The organism is Nocardioides lijunqiniae (assembly GCF_015024225.1).
Taxonomy (GTDB): Bacteria; Actinomycetota; Actinomycetes; order Propionibacteriales; family Nocardioidaceae; genus Nocardioides; species Nocardioides lijunqiniae.
Genome location: NZ_JACJGM010000001.1, coordinates 388,435 through 406,050, shown reverse-complemented (window position 1 = coordinate 406,050; position 17,616 = coordinate 388,435). Strand labels below are relative to the sequence as shown.

The window sequence follows — 17,616 nt, the reverse complement described above, 5'->3', positions numbered from 1 at the left end:
GGTGGCTCAGGCGCCGGCGCGAGGGTCGTTCCATGACGATCACGGCGCCGACGCGGGCACCCGCTGCCACCACCTCCCCTGACTCACCCTCCGGCTCCCCTCCCGGCTCTCGGCTGCGGCGGCTGCGACGGATCGGCCCCGAGCGCGGCGCGTACGTCGTGCTGCTGGCGGCGACCGCGGTGCTGTACCTGTGGGGGCTGGGTGCGTCCGGCTACGCGAACGCCTTCTACTCCGCGGCCGCGCAGGCCGGCTCGGAGTCGTGGACCGCGATGTTCTTCGGCGCCTCCGACGCGGCCGGGTCCATCACCGTGGACAAGCCGCCGCTCGCGCTGTGGCCGATGGCGCTGTCGGTGCGGGTGTTCGGGCTGTCGTCGTGGAGCATCCTGGTCCCCCAGGCGCTGGCCGGGGTCGCCACCGTCGCCCTGCTGACCGCGACCGTGCGCCGTACGACGGGGTCGGCGTGGGCCGGGATCCTCGCCGGGGCGACGCTGGCGCTGACGCCGGTCGCGGCGCTGATGTTCCGCTTCAACAACCCCGACGCCCTGCTGGTGCTGCTGATGGTCGGCGCGGCCCACGCGACGCTGCGCGCGGTCGAGGGCGTGCACCCGGCGCGCTGGCTCGCGCTCGGCGGCGCCCTCGTCGGACTGGCGTTCCTCACCAAGATGCTGCAGGCGTTCCTGGTGCTGCCGGCGCTGGCGCTGGCCTACGGCCTGTTCGCGACCGTCCCGCTCTGGCGACGCCTCGGGCACCTGCTGGTGGCGCTGGCGGCACTGGTCGCCAGCACCGCCTGGTACGTCGCGATCGTCGAACTGTGGCCCGCCGGCTCCCGCCCCTACATCGGCGGCTCGCAGGACGACTCGATCCTCGAGCTGACGCTCGGCTACAACGGTCTGGGTCGGCTCACCGGCGAGGAGACCGGGTCCGTCGGCGGTGGCGGCGGGTGGGGCTCCACCGGCGTCCTGCGGCTCTTCGGCTCCGAGAACGGCGGGCAGGTCGCCTGGCTGGTGCCGGCCGCGCTGGTCCTCGGCGTCGCAGCCCTGTGGCTGGCCCGCCGCGGCAGCCGCGCGACCCGCGCCTCACTGACGCTGTGGCTGACCTGGCTGGTCGTCACGATGCTGACGTTCAGCCTCATGGCCGGGATCTACCACGCCTACTACACCGTGGCGCTGGCCCCGGCCATCGGCGCGCTCGTCGGCACCGGCGCCTGGGCGCTCTGGGACCGGCGCGACTCGCTGGTGGTCAGCGCGACCCTCGGAGTGGCGACCGCGCTCACCAGCGCGTGGGCGTTCTTCCTCCTCGACCGCACCCCGGACTGGCTGCCCTGGCTGCGCTACGTCGTCGCCACGGTCGGCCTCGCGGCGGCGCTGATGGTCGTCGGCGTGCGGCACCTGCCGCGCCGCGTCGCGGCGGTGGTGGCGGCCGCCGCCCTGGTCTCCGCGCTCGCCGGCCCGGCGGCGTACTCATTGGCGACGGTGGGCACCGCCCACACCGGCTCCATCCCCACGGCTGGACCCAGCACGGGCGGCCCGGGCGGGATGGGCGGGATGGGCGGGATGGGCGGCGCCGGCGGACTGCTCGCCGGGAGCACGTCGACGGACGCGCTGACCGCGATGCTCCTGGACGACGCCGACTCCTACACCTGGGTCGCCGCGACGGTGGGCGCCAACTCCGCGGCCGGCTACCAGCTGGCCACCGAGCGATCGGTGATGCCGCTCGGCGGCTTCAACGGCAGCGACCCGAGCCCGACTCTCGCGCAGTTCCAGCAGCACGTCGCCGACGGGGAGGTCCACTACTTCGTCGGCGGCGGCGGGATGGGCATGGGCGGCCAGGACGGCGGGTCGCAGGCCGCCGCGGAGATCAGCGCCTGGGTCGCGGCGACGTACCCGGCGCAGACGGTCGACGGGGTGACGGTCTACGACCTCACCCGGGCGGGATGACCCCGACGATGGCCGGCAGCGAGGCGGCCATGAGGGCGATCAGCTCGTCGCGGGCGACGCCGTCGGGTGCGGCGCGCCAGGACAGCACGAGCTCCTCGATCATGGCCGACCAGCCGCGCACGAGCAGCCGGTTGGTCGCGCTGTCGGTGATGATCTGGCCCTGGGCGTCCTCGCGGAAGATCCGGTCGGTGAGCGCCGCGCGGGCCTCCTCGTAGATCTCGCGGAGCGTGTCGTTGCCGGCGGCGCCCTTGACCAGCGAGAGGTAGCCCTCGTAGTTGGCGTCCACGTAGTCGACGTAGGCGGTGACCGAGACCAGCAGCCGCTCCAGCGGCTCGCCCTCCCCGGGGGGCGCGGTCTGGGCGATCAGGTCGTCGGCCGCGCGGCGTACGACGGCCTCGTGGAAGGCGTGCTTGCTGCCGAAGTAGTGGTAGAGCAGCCCACGGGAGATGCCGGCCTCCTCGGCGAGCATGTCGATCGACAGCTCCTCGAGCGAGCGCGTCGCGAGGAGCCGCACCCCCAGGTCGAGCAGCTGGGAGCGGCGCTCGTCGGGCGAGAGGCGGGTCCGTGCGGGTGCCGTCACACGCCCATTCTATTGACACTCGTTCAATAAGGGCAATACCGTCGCGGCATGACCACTCCCCGCCTCGTCGACCACGCGATCGTCGGGTCCGGCTTCGCCGGGCTCTGCGCCGCGATCAAGCTCCAGGAGGCCGGCGAGACCGACTTCGTGGTGCTCGAGAAGGGCAGCGACGTCGGCGGCACCTGGCGCGACAACACCTATCCCGGCGCCACCTGCGACGTGCCGAGCCAGCTCTACTCCTACTCCTTCGCCGGCTACGACTGGTCCAACAGCTACTCCCCGCAGCCCGAGATCCAGAGCTACATCCGCCAGGTCGCGGCCGACTCGGGCACGCTCGACCGGTTCCTCTTCGACACGCCCCTGACCGACGCCGCCTGGGACGAGGCGGAGCGGCGCTGGACGGTCACGACCCCGCGTGGCGTGTGGTCGGCGCGGTTCCTGGTCGTCGGGGCCGGCGCGCTCGAGGAGCCGAAGCTGCCGGACCTCGCGGGCCTGGAGGGCTTCCAGGGCGAGGTCTTCCACTCCGCCCGGTGGGACCACGGCGTCGACCTGACCGGCAAGCGGGTCGCGGTGGTGGGCACCGGCGCCTCGGCCATCCAGATCATCCCGGAGCTGCAGCGCGTGGTCGGCCGCCTCGACGTCTACCAGCGCACCGCGCCGTGGGTGATCCCCCGCAACGACCGGCCCTACTCCCGGCTCGAGCGCGCCGCGCTGCGCCGGGTCCCCGGGCTGCGTCGGCTCTACCGGACCGGCCTCTACTGGTCCCACGAGGCCTACGTCCCGGCCTTCACGCTGCAACCGAGGATCGCGGCGCCGGCCCGGCTGCTGGCCCTGAGGAACATCGACAAGGGCATCGCCGACCCCGCCCTGCGCGAGAGGGTGCGGCCGACGTTCGCCTTCGGCTGCAAGCGGGTGCTGCGCTCCAACACCTACTACCCGGCGCTCGCCGCCGACAACGCCGACTTGGTGACCGACCCGATCGCCAAGGTCACCGGCACCGCGGTCGTCACCGCCGACGGCACCGAGCGCGAGATCGACGTCCTGGTCGTGGCGACCGGCTTCCACACCACCGACCTGCCGATCGCCCACCACCTGCGCGGGCGGACCGGTCACACGCTCGCCGAGACGTGGGAGCGCACCGGCATGGCGGCGTACAAGGGCACGACCGTGCCGGACTTCCCCAACCTGTTCCTGCTGGTCGGCCCCAACACCGGACAGGGGCACACCAGCATGATCTTCATGATCGAGTCGCAGGTCGCCTACGTGCTCGACGCGATCCGGACCGTACGCCGCCGCGGCCTCGCCGCGGTCGAGCCGCGGGCCGACGTCGCGGCGAGCTGGAACCGCTCCCTGCAACGACGCATGAGACGCACCGTCTGGACGACCGGAGGCTGCCAGAGCTGGTACCTCGACGAGCACGGACGCAACACCACCCTGTGGCCGCGGTCCACCGCGGACTTCCGACGCCGCCTGGCGTCCTTCGACATGGAGGCCTACTCATGAGGACCCTGGACAGCAAGGTCGTCGTCGTCACCGGCGCCGGCTCCGGCATCGGGCGCGCGCTCGCCCTCGACCTCGCGGGACGCGGCTCGCTGCTCGCGCTCTCCGACGTGGACGAGGCCGGGCTCGCCGAGACCGTCGCGCAGGTGAGGGCGCTCGGCGTCGCCGAGGTGCGCAGCGACCGGCTGGACGTCTCGGACCGCGAGGCCTTCGCGGCCTACGCCGCCGCCGTGGCCGAGCACTTCGGCCGGGTCAACGTCGTCATCAACAACGCCGGCGTCGCCCTGGCGGGCAACCTCGCCGACCTGGACTACGACGACATGGAGTGGATCGTCGGCATCAACTTCTGGGGCGTGGTCCACGGCACCAAGGAGTTCCTCCCCCACCTGATCGCCTCCGGCGACGGGCACGTCGTCAACCTGTCCTCGCTCTTCGGCCTGGTCTCGATGCCGGGCCAGAGCGCCTACAACGCCACGAAGTACGCCGTCCGCGGCCTCACCGAGGCGCTGCGCGAGGAGATGCTCGCCGCCGGTCACCCGGTCGGCGTCACGGCGGTGCACCCGGGCGGCATCAAGACCGCGATCGCCCGCAACGCGCGCTCCGCCCTGGCCGAGGACCAGGAGTCCAACGCCAAGCTCTTCGACGAGAAGCTCGCCAAGATGACGCCCGAGAAGGCCGCCTCGGTCATCGTCAAGGGGATCCTGGGCAACAAGGCGCGGGTGCTGGTCGGCTGGGACGCCCACGCCCTGCACCACGGGGCCAAGCTGCTGGGCTCGCGCTACCAGGACGTCGTGGCCCGGGCCTCGAAGCGCGTGCTGTGACCGTCCGGCCGGGCGACGCCGTGCGGGTCGTGATGACCAAGTGGGGCGACCGCCCGCACTGGGAGTTCGACGCAGTGGTGCTCGGCAGCGACGAGCACGGCGACTGGCTCGGCTTCCCGGGCGGCACGCCGATGGCGCGCCCCGGTTTGTCCGTGGTCTCGCCGGTCGACCAGGTGGGACTGGTGCCGGCGCCCGGCCCCGACGACCAGCGTGGCTGGCTGGCGACGTTCCACGCCGACCGCGGCCCGGTCCACACCTATGTGGACATGACGACGCCGCCGTCCTGGGACGACCACGTCGTGCGAGCGGTCGACCTGGACCTCGACGTGATCCGCGGGAACGACGGGCGCGTGTGGGTCGACGACGAGGACGAGTTCGAGCAGCACCGGGTGGAGCTGGGCTACCCCGAGGACGTCGTCGAGCTCGCCGTCGCCACCGCCGCACGGATCCACGCCGCGGTCGACCGCCGGCTGGCGCCGTTCGACGGCAGCGCCGAGGCGTGGCTGGAGCGCCTGGCGCGCCGCTGACCTGCGGCGTGTGCTTCGCTTGTCGCGTGCGCATCGACTTCCACGGGTCACCCGAGCCGACGCTGGGCGTCGAGTGGGAGCTCGCGCTGGTCGACCGCAGGACCCGCGACCTGCGCAACGACGCCTCCCACCTCTTCGCCCGGGCGCGGCACCGGATGGCGGACCCCGAGCGGCTGCACCAGGAGCTGCTGCGCAACACCGTCGAGGTCGTCACGCCCGTCTGCCACACCGTGGACGAGGCCATGGGCAGCCTGCGCGACACCCTGGGCGCGGTGGTCCCGGCCGCCGACGAGCTGGGGCTCGACCTGTTCGGCGGCGGCACCCACCCCTTCGCGTCCTGGACCGCGCAGCAGCTGACCGAGGGACACCGCTACGAGGAGCTGATCAACCGCACCCAGTGGTGGGGGCGGCAGATGCTCATCTGGGGCGTCCACGTGCACGTCGGCCTCCCGGAGCGCGACCGGGTGATGCCGGTGCTCTCGGCGCTGCTCACCTACTACCCGCACCTCCAGGCCCTCTCGGCGTCCTCGCCGATCTGGGCCGGGGTTGACACGGGCTACGCCTCCAACCGGGCGCTGATGTTCCAGCAGCTGCCGACCGCCGGCCTGCCGTTCCAGTTCGAGACCTGGACCGAGTACGAGCGCTTCGTGCAGGACCAGCTCACCACCGGGGTGATCGACGTGCTCTCGGAGGTGCGCTGGGACGTCCGGCCCGCGCCGCACCTCGGCACGCTGGAGACCCGGGTCTGCGACGGCGTCTCGACCTTCGAGGAGCTGGCCGCCCTGACGGCGCTGGTGCACTGCCTGGTCGTCGACCTCGACACCCGCCTGGCCGGGGGCGAGACCCTGCCGACCATGCCGCCGTGGCACGTGCAGGAGAACAAGTGGCGCTCGGCGCGCTACGGCCTCGACGCCATCGTGATCCTCGACGCGCAGTCGCAGGAGCGGCTGGTGACCGACGACCTCGTCGACCTCGTCGAGCGGCTCTCGCCGGTCGCCGACCGGCTCGGCTGTGAGGCCGAGCTCCGCTCGGTGCTCGACATCGTGCGGCGCGGGGCGTCGTACCAGCGTCAGCGCGCCGTCGCCGAGCGCACCGGCGGCGACCTGGTCGCCGTCGTCGACTCGGTGGTGCGCGAGCTGCGCGACGGGCTCTGAGCGTGCCCGACGTCGCGCTGGCGGCGCCCAACGAGGCGGCCGCCGCCGCGGGCGAGCGGGTCGCGCTGGCCGGCGGCAACGCCGTCGACGCCGCCCTGGCGGCCGCGCTGGTCACCATGGTCAACGAGGTCGGCATCGTCTCCCTCAGCTCGGGCGGCTTCGTCACGGTGCAGCCGCCGGACGACACGCCGTACACCGTCGACGGGTGGATGGACATGCCCGGGCGCGGCGGGCGCGAGCTCGGCGGCGGGACCTGGGACGTCTCCACCGACTACGGCGGCGGGGTCGACGTCACGATCGGCCCGGGCTCGGTGGCGACGCACGGGTCGGTCGCGGCGTTCGGCGAGGTGCACGCCCGCGACGGACGGCTGCCCTGGCGCGAGCTGGTGGCGCCCGCCGTCGACGTCGCCCGCGGCGGCTTCGCGCTGAGCCGGGCCTCGCGCTACTACCTCGACTACGTGCACCTGGACATCTTCGGCTGGGACGACGCCAGCCGGCGCGCGCTGCTCGACGAGCAGGGGCACGTGACGACCGGGCTCGTGCTGCTGCCCGAGCTGGTGGACTCGCTCGAGGAGATCGCGAGGGTCGGGCCGTCGGCCCTGCACACCGGCGACCTCGCGCGGCGCATCGCCGACGACGTGCTGGAGCGCGGCGGCATCCTGGGCCACGAGGACCTCGCGGCGTACGCGCCGGTCGTGCGTCCCTCGCTCTCGACCCGCATCGGGCCGTGGACCCTGGCCACCACCCCGCCGCCGTCGGTGGGAGGGGTCTGCGTCGCGGCGATGCTGCGGCTGCTCGAGGACCGTCCGCGCGGACCCTGGACACCGGAGGACGTCGCGCACCTGGTGCGCGCGCAGCGCGCGGTGCTCGGGCACCGCCTCGACGTGCTCGACCACACCGACGACGTCGCCGGCGCCGCCGCTGCGTTCCTCGCGCAGGTCGACCGCGACCACCTCGCGGTCCTGGAGTCCGGCTCCACGGCGCACGTCTCGGCAGCCGACAGCGACGGCCTGGCCTGCTCGGTGACCGTCTCCTCGGGCTACGGCGCCGGCTTCATCGCCGCCGGGACCGGCATCTGGCTCAACAACTGCCTCGGCGAGCAGGAGCTCAACCCGCGCGGCCTGCACGGGCTGGCGCCCGGCACGCGACTCCTCTCCAACATGGCGCCCACCGTCGGCCGCCACGACGACGGCTCGGCGCTGGCGATCGGCTCCCCCGGCGCCGACCGCATCACGACCGCGATCACCCAGGTGCTGGCGGCGTACGTGAGCGGCGGCCTGTCGCTGCGCGACGCCGTCGACCACCCGCGCGTGCACCTGCACCGGGCCGGACGGCCCACGGAGGAGCTCAAGGTGGAGGGCGAGCTCACGATGTACTTCGGGGGCGTCGGCGCCGCCGTCGTCGGGGCCGACGGGCGGCTCAGCGCCGCGGCCGACCCGCGCCGCGAGGGCGCCGTCCGGCTGGTCACCGGGCGCTAGCCGCCTCGGGCGCCACGGGTCAGTAGCCGCCCGGCGGCTCGGTCATCTCCAGCCGCACGCCCAGCAGCCGCACCGGCCGGTCCTGGTCGACGCGGCCGAGGAGCTCGACCGCGGCCGCGGCCAGCGCGTCGGGGTCGTTGGTGGGCGTGGGCAGCGTCAGGCTCCGGGTGACCGTGAAGAACGGCTTGAACCGGACCTTGATGCCCACGCGCGCCGCCGGACGGCCCTCGGCGTCGATGTCGGCCACCACCCGGCGGGTCAGCCGGCGCGCGGCGTCCTCGACGTCGGCCCACTCCTCGAGGTCGACCTGGAACGTCTCCTCCCGGCCGTGGGCGCGAGGCACGTAGGGCTGGGGGTCCACCGGACTGCTGTCGACGCCACGGCCGAGGCGGTGGTACCACGGCCCCATGGTCGGCCCCAGCTCCGCCGCCAGCACCCGCACGTCGGACTCGGCGAGCTGCCGCACGGTGTCGATGCCGAGCCCCGCGAGCCGCTTCGCCGTCTTGGCACCGATCCCCCACAGCGCCCGGGTGGGACGCTCGCCCATCTCCTCGAACCAGGATTCGTCGGTGATCGTGTAGACCCCTCGAGGCTTGCCGAAGTCCGTCGCGATCTTGGCCTGCAGCTTGTTGTTGCCGATCCCGACCGAGCAGTGGAGGTCGCTCGCCTCCAGCACCGCCGCTCGCAGCTGCTCGGCGAACGCGACCGGGTCGCGAGGGCGGTCACGCTCTCGGGGGAACCCACCCCCCTCCCCCTCACCCGGACGCTCGCCCGAACGCTGGGCCACGAACGCCTCGTCCCAGCCGAGCACCTCGACGTCGACCGGCACGCCGTCCCACCGCTGGGCGCGCAGCGCCTCCATCACGACCGCGGACGCCGCGTCGTAGGCCGGCGCGTCGACCGGCAGGAACACCGCGTCGGGCGCCTTGCGCACCGCCAGCCGCAGCGGCATGCCGGAGCCGACGCCGAGCTCGCGAGCCTCGTAGGACGCGGTCGAGACCACCGCTCGCTCCGTGGGGTCGCCCCGTCCACCCACGACCACCGGCAGGCCGGCCAGCTCCGGACGGCGCAGCACCTCGACCGCCGCGACGAACTGGTCGAGGTCGACGTGCAGGACCCACCGGGTGGGAGCCGTCGGCGGTGCGTCGCTCATCGCGGCGGTGGCAGCGCGTCGGTGGACTCCGTCTCGTCCAGGCCCGTGAGCAGCAGCAGGTCGACGACGATCGAGCGCAGCTGGGCCAGGATCACCTCGGCGGCCAGGACGTCGGAGCGCTCGACGTGCCCGGTGCCCTCGCCCACCTCCAGCACCGCGGGCCGCGCGGCGACGGCCATGCGGTCGGCCGCCAGCTCGGCGGCCACCAGCTCGGTCGCGTCCGCGAGCTCTCGCGCCAGCTCGGCGTAGGAGGCCGGCACCGGCCGGTCCCGGTAGGCCGCGACCGCGGTCTGGCGCACCAGCACCCGGGTGGAGCGCAGGGTGCGGTCCAAGGGGTCGACCAGGTCGCTCATCCGGCGCAGGTTGTCGCGGTGGCGCACCCGGAACGGCGAGGACGCCACGACCGACATCCCCTCGTCGGCCGCCGACTGGAGCTCCCGGATGAGCGGGTCGGTCGAGCGGGCGTCGGCGAGCAGCGCCAGCCCTCGCTCGGCCTCGCCGTCGACCATCACCTCCGCCGCGGCGCGCAGCAGGTCGGCGACCTTGCCCATCACCATCGCCGCCTGCTCCCGCGGGCGTCGCAGCGGAGCTGCCGGCGCGACCGTCGCGGCCACCAGCGCCACCGCGCCCCCGACCAGCGCGTCGGTCCACCGGGTGAGGGCGGCGCCGGGGTCGGGGATCAGCGTGCTGACCACGATCGACTGCACCGCCGCCTGGGTCACGAACAGCTGCCCTCCGTCGAGCAGGAACGCGGTGGTCATGGCCAGCCCCACGATCAGGACCAGCTGCCAGGCGCCGGAGCCGAGCTGGATCACCAGGAGGTCGGCGATGAAGACCCCGATGGCCACGCCCAGGGTCACCTCGGCAACGCGGCGCAGCCGCTGGCCGTAGGACGTCCCGAGGCTGACCACCGCCGCGATGGGCGCGAAGAACGGGGTGGCGTGGCCCAGCAGGTCGGCGGCGACGAACCAGGCCGCCCCTGCCGCCAGCGCGCACTGGACGATGTGCCAGCGCTTGACCCGCAGCCGCACCAGGCGCTCGCTCAGCGACGTGCGGCTGCGTGCCCGCATGCGGTCGAGCGCTCCGGCCTCCATGACGGCATGCTCTCAGACGCTCACCCGCCATGCGCGTGCTCCAGTGCGCGCCGCAGGTCGGCGAGGTCGCGGTACCAGACGCGCACCTCCGTGCGGCAGCGGACGCGGGCGACGCGACGGTCGTACTCGCCGCACTCGGCGTAGGCCTCCGAGTCGGTGGGCGGGAACAGCGCCGTGCCGTCGTCGTAGTGGATGCCGAAGCCGTCGGCCGCGTCGCCCTCCACCTCCACGATGACGGGAGGGACGTCCCCGAGCGGCGGCTCGGGGACGCGGTGGTGGTCGTCGGCGCGGGCCAGGCCGGCGACGGCGAGGGTCAGCAGGAGCCCGGTGAGCAGGGCGGTCAGGGTCTTCATGGCCGCGACGCTAGGAGCCGCGGCCATGGTCTGCCCGCACCGCGGAGCGCCCTGGGGACGACGGCGTCCCGAGCAGTCGCCTGTGCGCGGAAGGTGGCGTCAGCGGGCCGGCGTGACCGTCAGCGTCCTCGAGCAGCCCGACACCCGACTGCGACGCAGGGGCCCCGCAGGGCCCCCGCCGTCGACGCGGACGAGCGGAGGGAGAACCCTCGGTGCTTGTGGCGGCGGTCACCGCCCGCAAGGATGCGCTCCTACGAAAGGCTCACCGTGGTCACTCCGATCGATCCCACCGGGACCGGCTTCCTGTTCGCCGAGAACAGGAACATGCCGATGCACGTGGGTGGGCTGCAGCTCTTCAAGAAGCCGGAGGGCGCGGGGCGCGGCTACGTCCGCGAGATGTTCGAGCAGATGAGCGACGTCGAGGAGGTCGCGCCGCTGTTCCTCAAGCGGCCCTACCGCTCGGTGCGCACCGCCGGGCAGTGGGTCTGGGAGCCCGACGAGCAGTTCGACATCGAGCACCACGTCCGGCACAGCGCCCTGCCCAAGCCCGGCCGCATCCGTGAGCTGCTCGACCTGTGCGGGCGCCTGCACAGCACCCGGCTCGCCCGCGAGCGCCCGCTGTGGGAGGCCCACGTCATCGAGGGCCTGCGCGACGGCCGGGTCGCGATGTACACCAAGACCCACCACGCCCTGGTCGACGGCGTCTCCGCGATGCGGCTCCTGGCGAGCGTGCTGTCGACCGACCCCGACGAGCGCGGCATGCCGGCGCCCTGGGCGGCGCAGCCGGGAGGGCGCAAGCCGCGTCGCGAGGCGGCGCCCGAGCTCTCCGACCTGCCCGTCCAGGCCCTGCGCACGGCGCTCGGCATCACCGCCGAGGCGGCCGGGATGCCCGGCGCGCTGGTCAAGACGCTCAGCAAGGGCCTGCGCAACGAGACCTCCGCCCTGTCGCTCTACGCCCCGCGCACGATCCTCAACCAGAAGATCACCGGCTCGCGCCGCTTCGCCGCCCAGGACTGGCCCGTCGAGCGCCTGCGCGCCATCGGCAAGGCGACCGGCACCACCGTCAACGACGTCGTGCTCGCGATGTGCAGCGGCGCCATGCGCGCCTACCTGCTCGAGCTCGACGCGCTGCCCGACCAGACGCTCGTCTCGATGGTCCCGGTCGGCCTCAACGCCAAGCAGTCGCAGGTCGCCTCGGCCGAGGGCGGCAACGCGCTCGGCGCGGTGATGGTGCAGCTCGCCACCGACCTGACCGACCCCGCTCGGCGCCTGGCCGCCATCCACCGGTCGATGAAGGACGGCAAGGAGGCGCTGTCGTCGATGACTCCGATGCAGATCCTGGCCATGAGCGCGATCGGGCAGGCGCCGGCGATCCTGACGCCGATCCTGCGGATGCAGGGCATCGTGCGTCCGCCGTACAACCTCATCATCAGCAACGTGCCCGGCCCCCGCACGACCCACTACTGGAACGGCGCGCAGCTGGTCGGGACCTACCCGCTCTCGATCCCCATCAACGGCATGGCGCTCAACATCACCTGCATGTCCTACGACGGCAACATGGCGTTCGGGCTCACCGGCTGCCGCCGCACCGTGCCCCACCTGCAGCGGCTGCTGACCCACCTCGACGACGAGCTAGGTCACCTGGAGAACGCCGTGGGGCTCTAGCTCCTCGGGGTCGCGGGCGCCGGTGCGCTCGGCGCCGACGCCCGCGACGACGACGAACCCGACGCCGGCCACGGCCAGCCAGCCCGGCGCCTGGCTCAGGGCCAGGAAGCCGATCACCAGCGCGAACGCCGGCTCCAGGCTCATCAGCGTGCCGAACGCCGACGTGGTCAGCCGCCGCAGCGCCAGCAGCTCGAGCGCGAACGGCACCACCGGCAGCAGGATCGCGAGACCGACCCCGATGAGCAGCAGCTCGGGCGTGAGCCGGCCGAACGTCGACGGCCCGGCGACGAGCGTGGCGACCAGCCCCGCCACCGGCATCGAGATCGCCAGGCCCTTGAGGCCGGTGACCTCGTCGCCGACACGCTGCGTCAGCAGGATGTACGCCGCCCAGCAGACCGCCGCGCCGAGCGCGTAGGCCACCCCGACCGGGTCGGCCGCGCCGGTCCACGGCTGCGTGAGCAGCAGCACGCCGACCGCCGCGAGCGCCGGCCAGATCCGTCGGCCGCCGTGGCCTCGCGCGACCGCCACCCCGAGAGGCCCCAGGAACTCCAGCGCGCTGGCCGTGCCGAGCGGCAGCCGGTCGACGGCCGCCATGAACAGCATCGTCACCCCGGCGGTCACGACGCCGAGCAGCACGCAGGCCAGCAGCGACCCCGCCGGGAAGTCCGCGCGTCGCGGGCGGACCACGGCGAGCATGATCACGCCGGCCCAGGCGAGCCGCAGCCACGCAGCACCCTCGGGGCCGAGGTCGTCGATCAGGCCGACCGAGACGGCCAGCCCGAGCTGGACGCAGAGCATGGAGACGACGGCCATCGAGGCACCCGAACGAGAACGCATGTCCTCAGTGTGGGAGCCCGGACCGTTCGCGTCCACGTGTGATTGCTGGACATATCGTTCACGATGCACGGACAATGCGGCGATGGACGTCCGCCGCCTCCGGCTGCTGCTCGAGTTGTCCCGCCTCGGGTCCATGCGCGAGGTCGCCGACGAGCTCGGCCTCACCACGTCCACGGTGTCGCAGCAGATCGCGGCGCTGGCCCGGGAGGTGCACACGCCTCTGGTGGAGCCGGACGGACGCCGGGTGCGGCTCACCCCCGCGGGCCGCCGGCTGGCCGACCACGCCGTCACCATCCTGGCCGCGGTCGACGCGGCCCGCCTCGACCTGGACCCCGACGCCGAGCCGGCCGGGACGCTGCGGGTCGCGGGCTTCGCGACCGCCGTACGCCGCTCGCTGCTGCCGGTCATAGACGACCTCGCCACCACGCACCCGGGCGTGCGGGTGCTGGTCCGCGAGTACGAGCCCCTGGAGGCCTTCGACCTGCTCGCGAGCGACGACGTGGACCTGGCTCTTACCTACGACTACAACCTCGCCCCGGCCGCCCTGCGCAACGACCTCGACGCGCTGCACCTGTGGGACCTCACCTGGGGCCTGGGCGTCCCGGCCGGCTCCCCGACCCCGCGCGGCGACGCCGCCGCGGTCTTCGCCGCGCACGCCGAGCACTCGTGGATCGTCAACTCCCGCAACACCGCCGACGAGGACGCGGTGCGCACGCTGGGCTCCCTGGCGGGGTTCACGCCGCGCATCCGCCACGAGATCGACAGCCTCGACCTGGTCGAGGACCTCATCGTCGCCGGCCTCGGCGTCGGTCTGCTGCCCCTCGACCGGGCCTGCGGCCCCGGCGTGCGCGTGCTGCCGCTGGCCGATCCGGGCGTCGTGCTGCGGGCCTACGCGCTCACCCGCCGCGGCCGCGACGACTGGCCCCCGCTGCGGCTGGTCCTGGACCGGCTGCGCGCCGGTGCAACCTCCGAGCGCGTCGATCCCGTGTGAGGGGCATGAGACAGGACCCGGAGCCGGAGTTCCGCAAGTGGGTGGCGGCGCGCCGCTCCCACCTGCGGCGGACCGCCTACCTGCTGTGCGGCGACTGGCACCTCGCCGACGACCTGGTCCAGGAGGCTCTGACGCGGGCGTTCGCGGCCTGGGGCCGGATCGCCAGGCGCGGCCAGCCGGACGCCTACGTGCGCAAGATCCTCCTCAACCTCTACCTCGACCACCGCCGCCGGCCCGCGCGCCGCGAGGCTGCCTGGGCCGACCTGCCCGACGAGCCGTCGCCCGCCAGCGCCGCCGACGACCTCGGCGAGCGCGAGCACCTCCTCGCCGCCCTGCGCCAGGTCGCCCCCGGCCAGCGCGCCGTGCTGGTGCTGCGCTTCTGGGAGGACCTCTCGGTCGAGCAGAGCGCCCAGGCGCTCGGCGTCAGCACCGGCAACATCAAGAGCCAGACCAGCCGCGGCCTCGAGACGCTGCGCGGCGCCCTGGCGACGTACCAGGAGGAGACGCCGTGAACGACGTCCGCACGCTCTTCGAGTCGGTGCTCACCGACCCGCCGCCCGACCCCCTCGACGTCGAGCGCGTCGTCGCCCGCGGCACCCGCCGTCGCACCGTACGACGTGCGGTCACCGGCGCCGCCGGCCTCGCGGCCGTGCTCGTGGTCGGGGGCGGCATCGCCCTCGTGGCGACCCCCGGCGAGGACCGCATGGCGCCGCCGGTCACCGACCCCACGACGGCCCCGTCGAGCACGCCGCCGGTGATCGACCTCTCCGCGCGCCCCGCCACCGACTACACCTGCGAGACCAACGGGCAGGGGCTCGGCCCGCCCACGGTCATCGCCCAGCCCTCCGGGGTCGTCCTGCGCGTCTCGAGCACGATGCCTCCCGGCTCCCTGATGGGCTACACCTACGAGCTGCCGTTCGCGGACACGGGAGCTCACCGGCTGCCCGCACGCAACGGCACGTGGACCATGCCGCTCGCCCCCGGCAAGGTCACCCTCGCGTGCGAGCCGCTCGACGGGATCCTCCAGGAGATCGTCCTGACCGTGACGGACCCCGACGGCCACTGGCGCGGCGACGCGGTCGAGGGGTGCGAGGCCGGCGGGGTCCCCGAGTGGGGGCCGGCCCTGACCGGCTCGGGCCCGACCCCCGAGGACGCGGTCGAGGAGACCCTGAACGGCCTGCGCGCCGGGGTCGACGGGCTGCCTGCCGGCGAGGCGGACTACACGGCCCGACCGACGGAGAGCGGCTACGACGACCGGGCGACCGAGCCGTGGGTCGTCCTGAAGGACGGCGAGCCCTACCTCACGATCGCCATGGCGAGCCAGGAAGGGACCCGCTTCGTCGCGATGCCGGACCGGCTCTGCGGCTAGCGCGACGGCGTCAGGTCGACGAACCCGCCCCCGACCCGCTCCGCGACCGCCCGCAGCCGGGCGCGGGTGATGTCGGCGACCGTGGCGTAGCCCGCGAGGCGGGCGTTGGAGCCGACGCGGGTGGGCTCGGTGGAGTTGACCGAGAGGCAGGTCCGCGAGCCGCCGTCGGCGGCGTTGGCCAGCGCGACCGCGTGCCCCGTCGTGCCGCTGCCGGCGAAGAAGTCGAGCACGCGGGCGTCGGAGGGCATCGTCTGCAGGATCCGCAGCAGCAGGCCGGTCGGCTTGGGCGACTCGAAGACGTGACCCAGGATCTCCTTGAGCTCGGCGACCGCGGTGTCGGTGGAGCCGACCTCCTCGGCCATCCAGATCGTGCGGAGCTTCTTGCGGCGCCCGCCCGGGGTGTCTCGGTGCAGCCAGTCCCGCTGGAAGACGTCGACCCGCTCGCCGAGGGCGCCGTTGATCGTGCGGCAGACCAGGTCGTCGGGGCGCTCGTCGATCCGCGGCCGGCTCCACCGCCACACGGCCGGGGTGCCGTCGCCGAAGACCGGCAGCACCTCCACGGCCCCCTCGAACGGCGCCGTGCGCACCGTGCCCGTCACAGGGTCGCCCCACACCGGGAAGTGCAGCGTGCGCGCCGTCGCGGGGTTGAACTTCTTGTTCGTGTTGCGCAGCGGCAGGTGCCGGAAGCGCCGACCCTCGGCGTCCACGAGCGGGAAGTCGCGCTCGTCGACGGTGTCGCTGGTGCTGGCGTCCAGCACGCAGCGCCGCGCGTCACGCGCGTAGGCGAGCAGGTACTCGTGGCTGGTCGCGAAGCCCTTCCCGAGCTGGCGGCCCTTGGGGTTGAGGTTGACGACGACCTGCGCGAGCAGGTTGTCCTCGCCGTAGACCTCGTCCATCAGCAACCGCAGGTGAGCCGCCTCGTGGTCGTCGATGCTGACGAAGATCGCCCCGGTCGCGGCCAGCACCACGCGCGCGGCCTCGAGCCGCGGTCGCATCATCGCGACCCAGGCCTCGTGGCGGCTGAGCGACTCGTCGCCGCGGATGTCGTCGCGGTAGGCGAAGTCGTTGCCGGTGTTGTAGGGCGGGTCGATGTAGACCAGGTCGATGCTGCCCGGCGCCAGGGTGGGCAGCACGTCGAGGTTGTCGCCCGCGACGAACGCGTTCCACGGGGTCTCGTCGACGGTCACGGCCGCACCGTAGCCGGTCGTGGGCGATGATTTCGGGCGTGGCAGGGTCCGGGTGGTCGCGGCGGCGCGCCGAGCGGCAGTGGCAGCGCGACCTGCTGCGCGAGATCCGGGCGATGGAGACCACCGACGAGGGCCCCGACGGCGGCAGGGTGACCCCCGTCCGCGGCGGTCTGCCGCGGGCGCCCCGCGCCCCGCGACGCGGGCGCCGCGAGCCGGTCGCCCACGAGCGCCGCCGCACCGTCGTGACCGTGCTCCTCACCACCACCGCGATCCTCTCGCTCGTGCTGCTCAACGTCGGGCCGGGGTCGGCGCAGGTCCGGGCGTGGCTGGGCTTCGACGACCGCTTCGGCACCCAGGTCGACGGCGACGGCAGCGGCTCCTACGAGTTCCTGGCCACGCGGCCGGGCACCGACGAGCCGGTGGGCTGGAGCAGCTGCGAGCCGATCCAGTACGTCGTCAACACCGACGGGGCGCCCGGCGACTGGGAGGAGCTGGTCGACGACGCGACCGAGCGGCTGTCCGAGGCGTCCGGACTCGTCTTCGAGGACCGCGGCACCACCGACGACCGCGACTTCGAGGGCCGCTTCGGCCTCGGCGGGCGCGCCCAGCCGGTGCTCATCGCCTGGGCCGACGAGGACGAGGTGCCGGGGCTGGGCGGCGACGTCGCCGGCCTCGCCGGGCCGATCTCGCGCGACGACGGGATGTTCCAGAGGTACGTCACCGGCCGGGTCGTCCTCGACAAGGAGGCCTTCGAGGAGATCGAGTCGGTGCGCGGCGGCGACGAGCAGCGGGAGGCGATCGTCCTGCACGAGCTGGGGCACCTGGTCGGGCTGGCCCACGTCGACGACCCCGGCGAGCTGATGCACCCCACCACCGAGACGACCGAGCTCGGGCCGGGCGACCGCAGCGGGCTCGCGATCCTGGGCGACGCGCCCTGCGGCTGAGTCCACCCTCGTGCGGCGGCGCGTGA

General features: G+C 73.9%; 17 protein-coding genes. 11 read left to right on the top strand and 6 right to left on the bottom strand.

The features are described from left to right. The first annotated feature begins 32 nt into the window (after positions 1 to 32). Entirely contained in the window at positions 33 to 1,937 is a 1,905-nt protein-coding gene (locus tag IRQ30_RS01940; protein ID WP_193611353.1) for a mannosyltransferase YkcB-related protein, read from the top strand. Here the strand turns inward: IRQ30_RS01940 and IRQ30_RS01935 are convergent. After that, positions 1,921 to 2,517: a TetR family transcriptional regulator gene (locus IRQ30_RS01935; RefSeq protein ID WP_193611352.1), complete on the bottom strand. Its 597-nt coding sequence runs from the start codon at positions 2,515 to 2,517 to the stop codon at positions 1,921 to 1,923. The two genes, IRQ30_RS01940 and IRQ30_RS01935, sit on opposite strands and share 17 nt — an antisense overlap. Before the next feature lie 48 nt (positions 2,518 to 2,565). Here IRQ30_RS01935 and IRQ30_RS01930 point away from each other — a divergent pair, with 48 nt between their 5' ends. From IRQ30_RS01930 to IRQ30_RS01910, 5 genes are read left to right on the top strand one after another with little or no spacing between them, the layout of a single operon-like run. Beyond that, complete coding sequence (locus tag IRQ30_RS01930; RefSeq protein ID WP_193611351.1) at positions 2,566 to 4,020, top strand: flavin-containing monooxygenase; 1,455 nt, start codon at positions 2,566 to 2,568, stop codon at positions 4,018 to 4,020. After that, positions 4,017 to 4,838 (top strand): SDR family NAD(P)-dependent oxidoreductase, encoded by an 822-nt coding sequence (locus IRQ30_RS01925; RefSeq protein ID WP_193611350.1) that lies wholly within the window; start codon positions 4,017 to 4,019, stop codon positions 4,836 to 4,838. Before IRQ30_RS01930 ends, IRQ30_RS01925 begins: the two co-directional genes overlap by 4 nt. Beyond that, the gene (locus tag IRQ30_RS01920) at positions 4,835 to 5,365 is read left to right on the top strand and encodes a DUF402 domain-containing protein (protein WP_193611349.1); all 531 of its coding nucleotides are present in this window, start codon (positions 4,835 to 4,837) and stop codon (positions 5,363 to 5,365) included. The genes IRQ30_RS01925 and IRQ30_RS01920 overlap by 4 nt, the downstream gene beginning before the upstream one ends. 26 nt (positions 5,366 to 5,391) lie before the next feature. Next, positions 5,392 to 6,519 (top strand): glutamate--cysteine ligase, encoded by a 1,128-nt coding sequence (locus IRQ30_RS01915; protein ID WP_193606511.1) that lies wholly within the window; start codon positions 5,392 to 5,394, stop codon positions 6,517 to 6,519. Between the two features lie 2 nt (positions 6,520 to 6,521). Further along, positions 6,522 to 7,997: a gamma-glutamyltransferase gene (locus tag IRQ30_RS01910; protein ID WP_338089525.1), complete on the top strand. Its 1,476-nt coding sequence runs from the start codon at positions 6,522 to 6,524 to the stop codon at positions 7,995 to 7,997. 19 nt (positions 7,998 to 8,016) lie between these two features. Here the strand turns inward: IRQ30_RS01910 and IRQ30_RS01905 are convergent, their stop codons facing one another. From IRQ30_RS01905 to IRQ30_RS01895, 3 genes are read right to left on the bottom strand one after another with little or no spacing between them, the layout of a single operon-like run. Continuing rightward, the gene (locus IRQ30_RS01905; protein ID WP_193611348.1) at positions 8,017 to 9,150 is read right to left on the bottom strand and encodes a DNA polymerase IV; all 1,134 of its coding nucleotides are present in this window, start codon (positions 9,148 to 9,150) and stop codon (positions 8,017 to 8,019) included. Further along, positions 9,147 to 10,244 (bottom strand): FUSC family protein, encoded by a 1,098-nt coding sequence (locus IRQ30_RS01900; protein WP_193611347.1) that lies wholly within the window; start codon positions 10,242 to 10,244, stop codon positions 9,147 to 9,149. The genes IRQ30_RS01905 and IRQ30_RS01900 overlap by 4 nt, the downstream gene beginning before the upstream one ends. A gap of 20 nt (positions 10,245 to 10,264) precedes the next feature. Next, positions 10,265 to 10,597 (bottom strand): hypothetical protein, encoded by a 333-nt coding sequence (locus IRQ30_RS01895; RefSeq protein ID WP_193611346.1) that lies wholly within the window; start codon positions 10,595 to 10,597, stop codon positions 10,265 to 10,267. A 267-nt stretch (positions 10,598 to 10,864) separates the two neighbouring features. Here IRQ30_RS01895 and IRQ30_RS01890 point away from each other — a divergent pair, with 267 nt between their 5' ends. After that, positions 10,865 to 12,262, top strand: coding sequence for a wax ester/triacylglycerol synthase family O-acyltransferase (locus IRQ30_RS01890; protein WP_193611345.1), 1,398 nt, complete (start codon positions 10,865 to 10,867; stop codon positions 12,260 to 12,262). Here the strand turns inward: IRQ30_RS01890 and IRQ30_RS01885 are convergent. Then, entirely contained in the window at positions 12,230 to 13,099 is an 870-nt protein-coding gene (locus tag IRQ30_RS01885) for an EamA family transporter (protein ID WP_227466763.1), read from the bottom strand. The genes IRQ30_RS01890 and IRQ30_RS01885 overlap by 33 nt on opposite strands. An 82-nt stretch (positions 13,100 to 13,181) precedes the next feature. On the opposite strand from IRQ30_RS01885, the gene IRQ30_RS01880 reads away from it, so the two are divergent. From IRQ30_RS01880 to IRQ30_RS01870, 3 genes are read left to right on the top strand one after another with little or no spacing between them, the layout of a single operon-like run. Next, positions 13,182 to 14,090: a LysR family transcriptional regulator gene (locus IRQ30_RS01880; protein ID WP_193611344.1), complete on the top strand. Its 909-nt coding sequence runs from the start codon at positions 13,182 to 13,184 to the stop codon at positions 14,088 to 14,090. 5 nt (positions 14,091 to 14,095) lie between these two features. Then, positions 14,096 to 14,602 (top strand): SigE family RNA polymerase sigma factor, encoded by a 507-nt coding sequence (locus IRQ30_RS01875; RefSeq protein WP_193611343.1) that lies wholly within the window; start codon positions 14,096 to 14,098, stop codon positions 14,600 to 14,602. Further along, a complete protein-coding gene (locus IRQ30_RS01870) occupies positions 14,599 to 15,459 on the top strand; it encodes a hypothetical protein (RefSeq protein ID WP_193611342.1) in 861 nt (286 codons plus the stop codon). Before IRQ30_RS01875 ends, IRQ30_RS01870 begins: the two co-directional genes overlap by 4 nt. Here IRQ30_RS01870 and IRQ30_RS01865 read toward each other — a convergent pair. Next, on the bottom strand, positions 15,456 to 16,646 hold the full coding sequence (locus IRQ30_RS01865; RefSeq protein ID WP_193611341.1) for a DNA methyltransferase: 1,191 nt from the start codon (positions 16,644 to 16,646) through the stop codon (positions 15,456 to 15,458). The genes IRQ30_RS01870 and IRQ30_RS01865 overlap by 4 nt on opposite strands. Positions 16,647 to 16,684: 38 nt before the next feature. Here IRQ30_RS01865 and IRQ30_RS24020 point away from each other — a divergent pair, with 38 nt between their 5' ends. Continuing rightward, positions 16,685 to 17,590: a matrixin family metalloprotease gene (locus tag IRQ30_RS24020; RefSeq protein ID WP_193611340.1), complete on the top strand. Its 906-nt coding sequence runs from the start codon at positions 16,685 to 16,687 to the stop codon at positions 17,588 to 17,590. Positions 17,591 to 17,616: the final 26 nt, after the last annotated feature.

Bases quoted from the DNA above. Each gene is read 5' to 3' on its own strand.
- IRQ30_RS01940 (WP_193611353.1), top strand. From the start codon at position 33: ATGACGATCACGGCGCCGACGCGGGCACCCGCTGCCACCACCTCCCCT.
- IRQ30_RS01930 (WP_193611351.1), top strand. From the start codon at position 2,566: ATGACCACTCCCCGCCTCGTCGACCACGCGATCGTCGGGTCCGGCTTC.
- IRQ30_RS01925 (WP_193611350.1), top strand. From the start codon at position 4,017: ATGAGGACCCTGGACAGCAAGGTCGTCGTCGTCACCGGCGCCGGCTCC.
- IRQ30_RS01905 (WP_193611348.1), bottom strand. From the start codon at position 9,150: ATGAGCGACGCACCGCCGACGGCTCCCACCCGGTGGGTCCTGCACGTC.
- IRQ30_RS01900 (WP_193611347.1), bottom strand. From the start codon at position 10,244: ATGGAGGCCGGAGCGCTCGACCGCATGCGGGCACGCAGCCGCACGTCG.
- IRQ30_RS01895 (WP_193611346.1), bottom strand. From the start codon at position 10,597: ATGAAGACCCTGACCGCCCTGCTCACCGGGCTCCTGCTGACCCTCGCC.
- IRQ30_RS01885 (WP_227466763.1), bottom strand. From the start codon at position 13,099: ATGCGTTCTCGTTCGGGTGCCTCGATGGCCGTCGTCTCCATGCTCTGC.
- IRQ30_RS01880 (WP_193611344.1), top strand. From the start codon at position 13,182: ATGGACGTCCGCCGCCTCCGGCTGCTGCTCGAGTTGTCCCGCCTCGGG.
- IRQ30_RS01875 (WP_193611343.1), top strand. From the start codon at position 14,096: ATGAGACAGGACCCGGAGCCGGAGTTCCGCAAGTGGGTGGCGGCGCGC.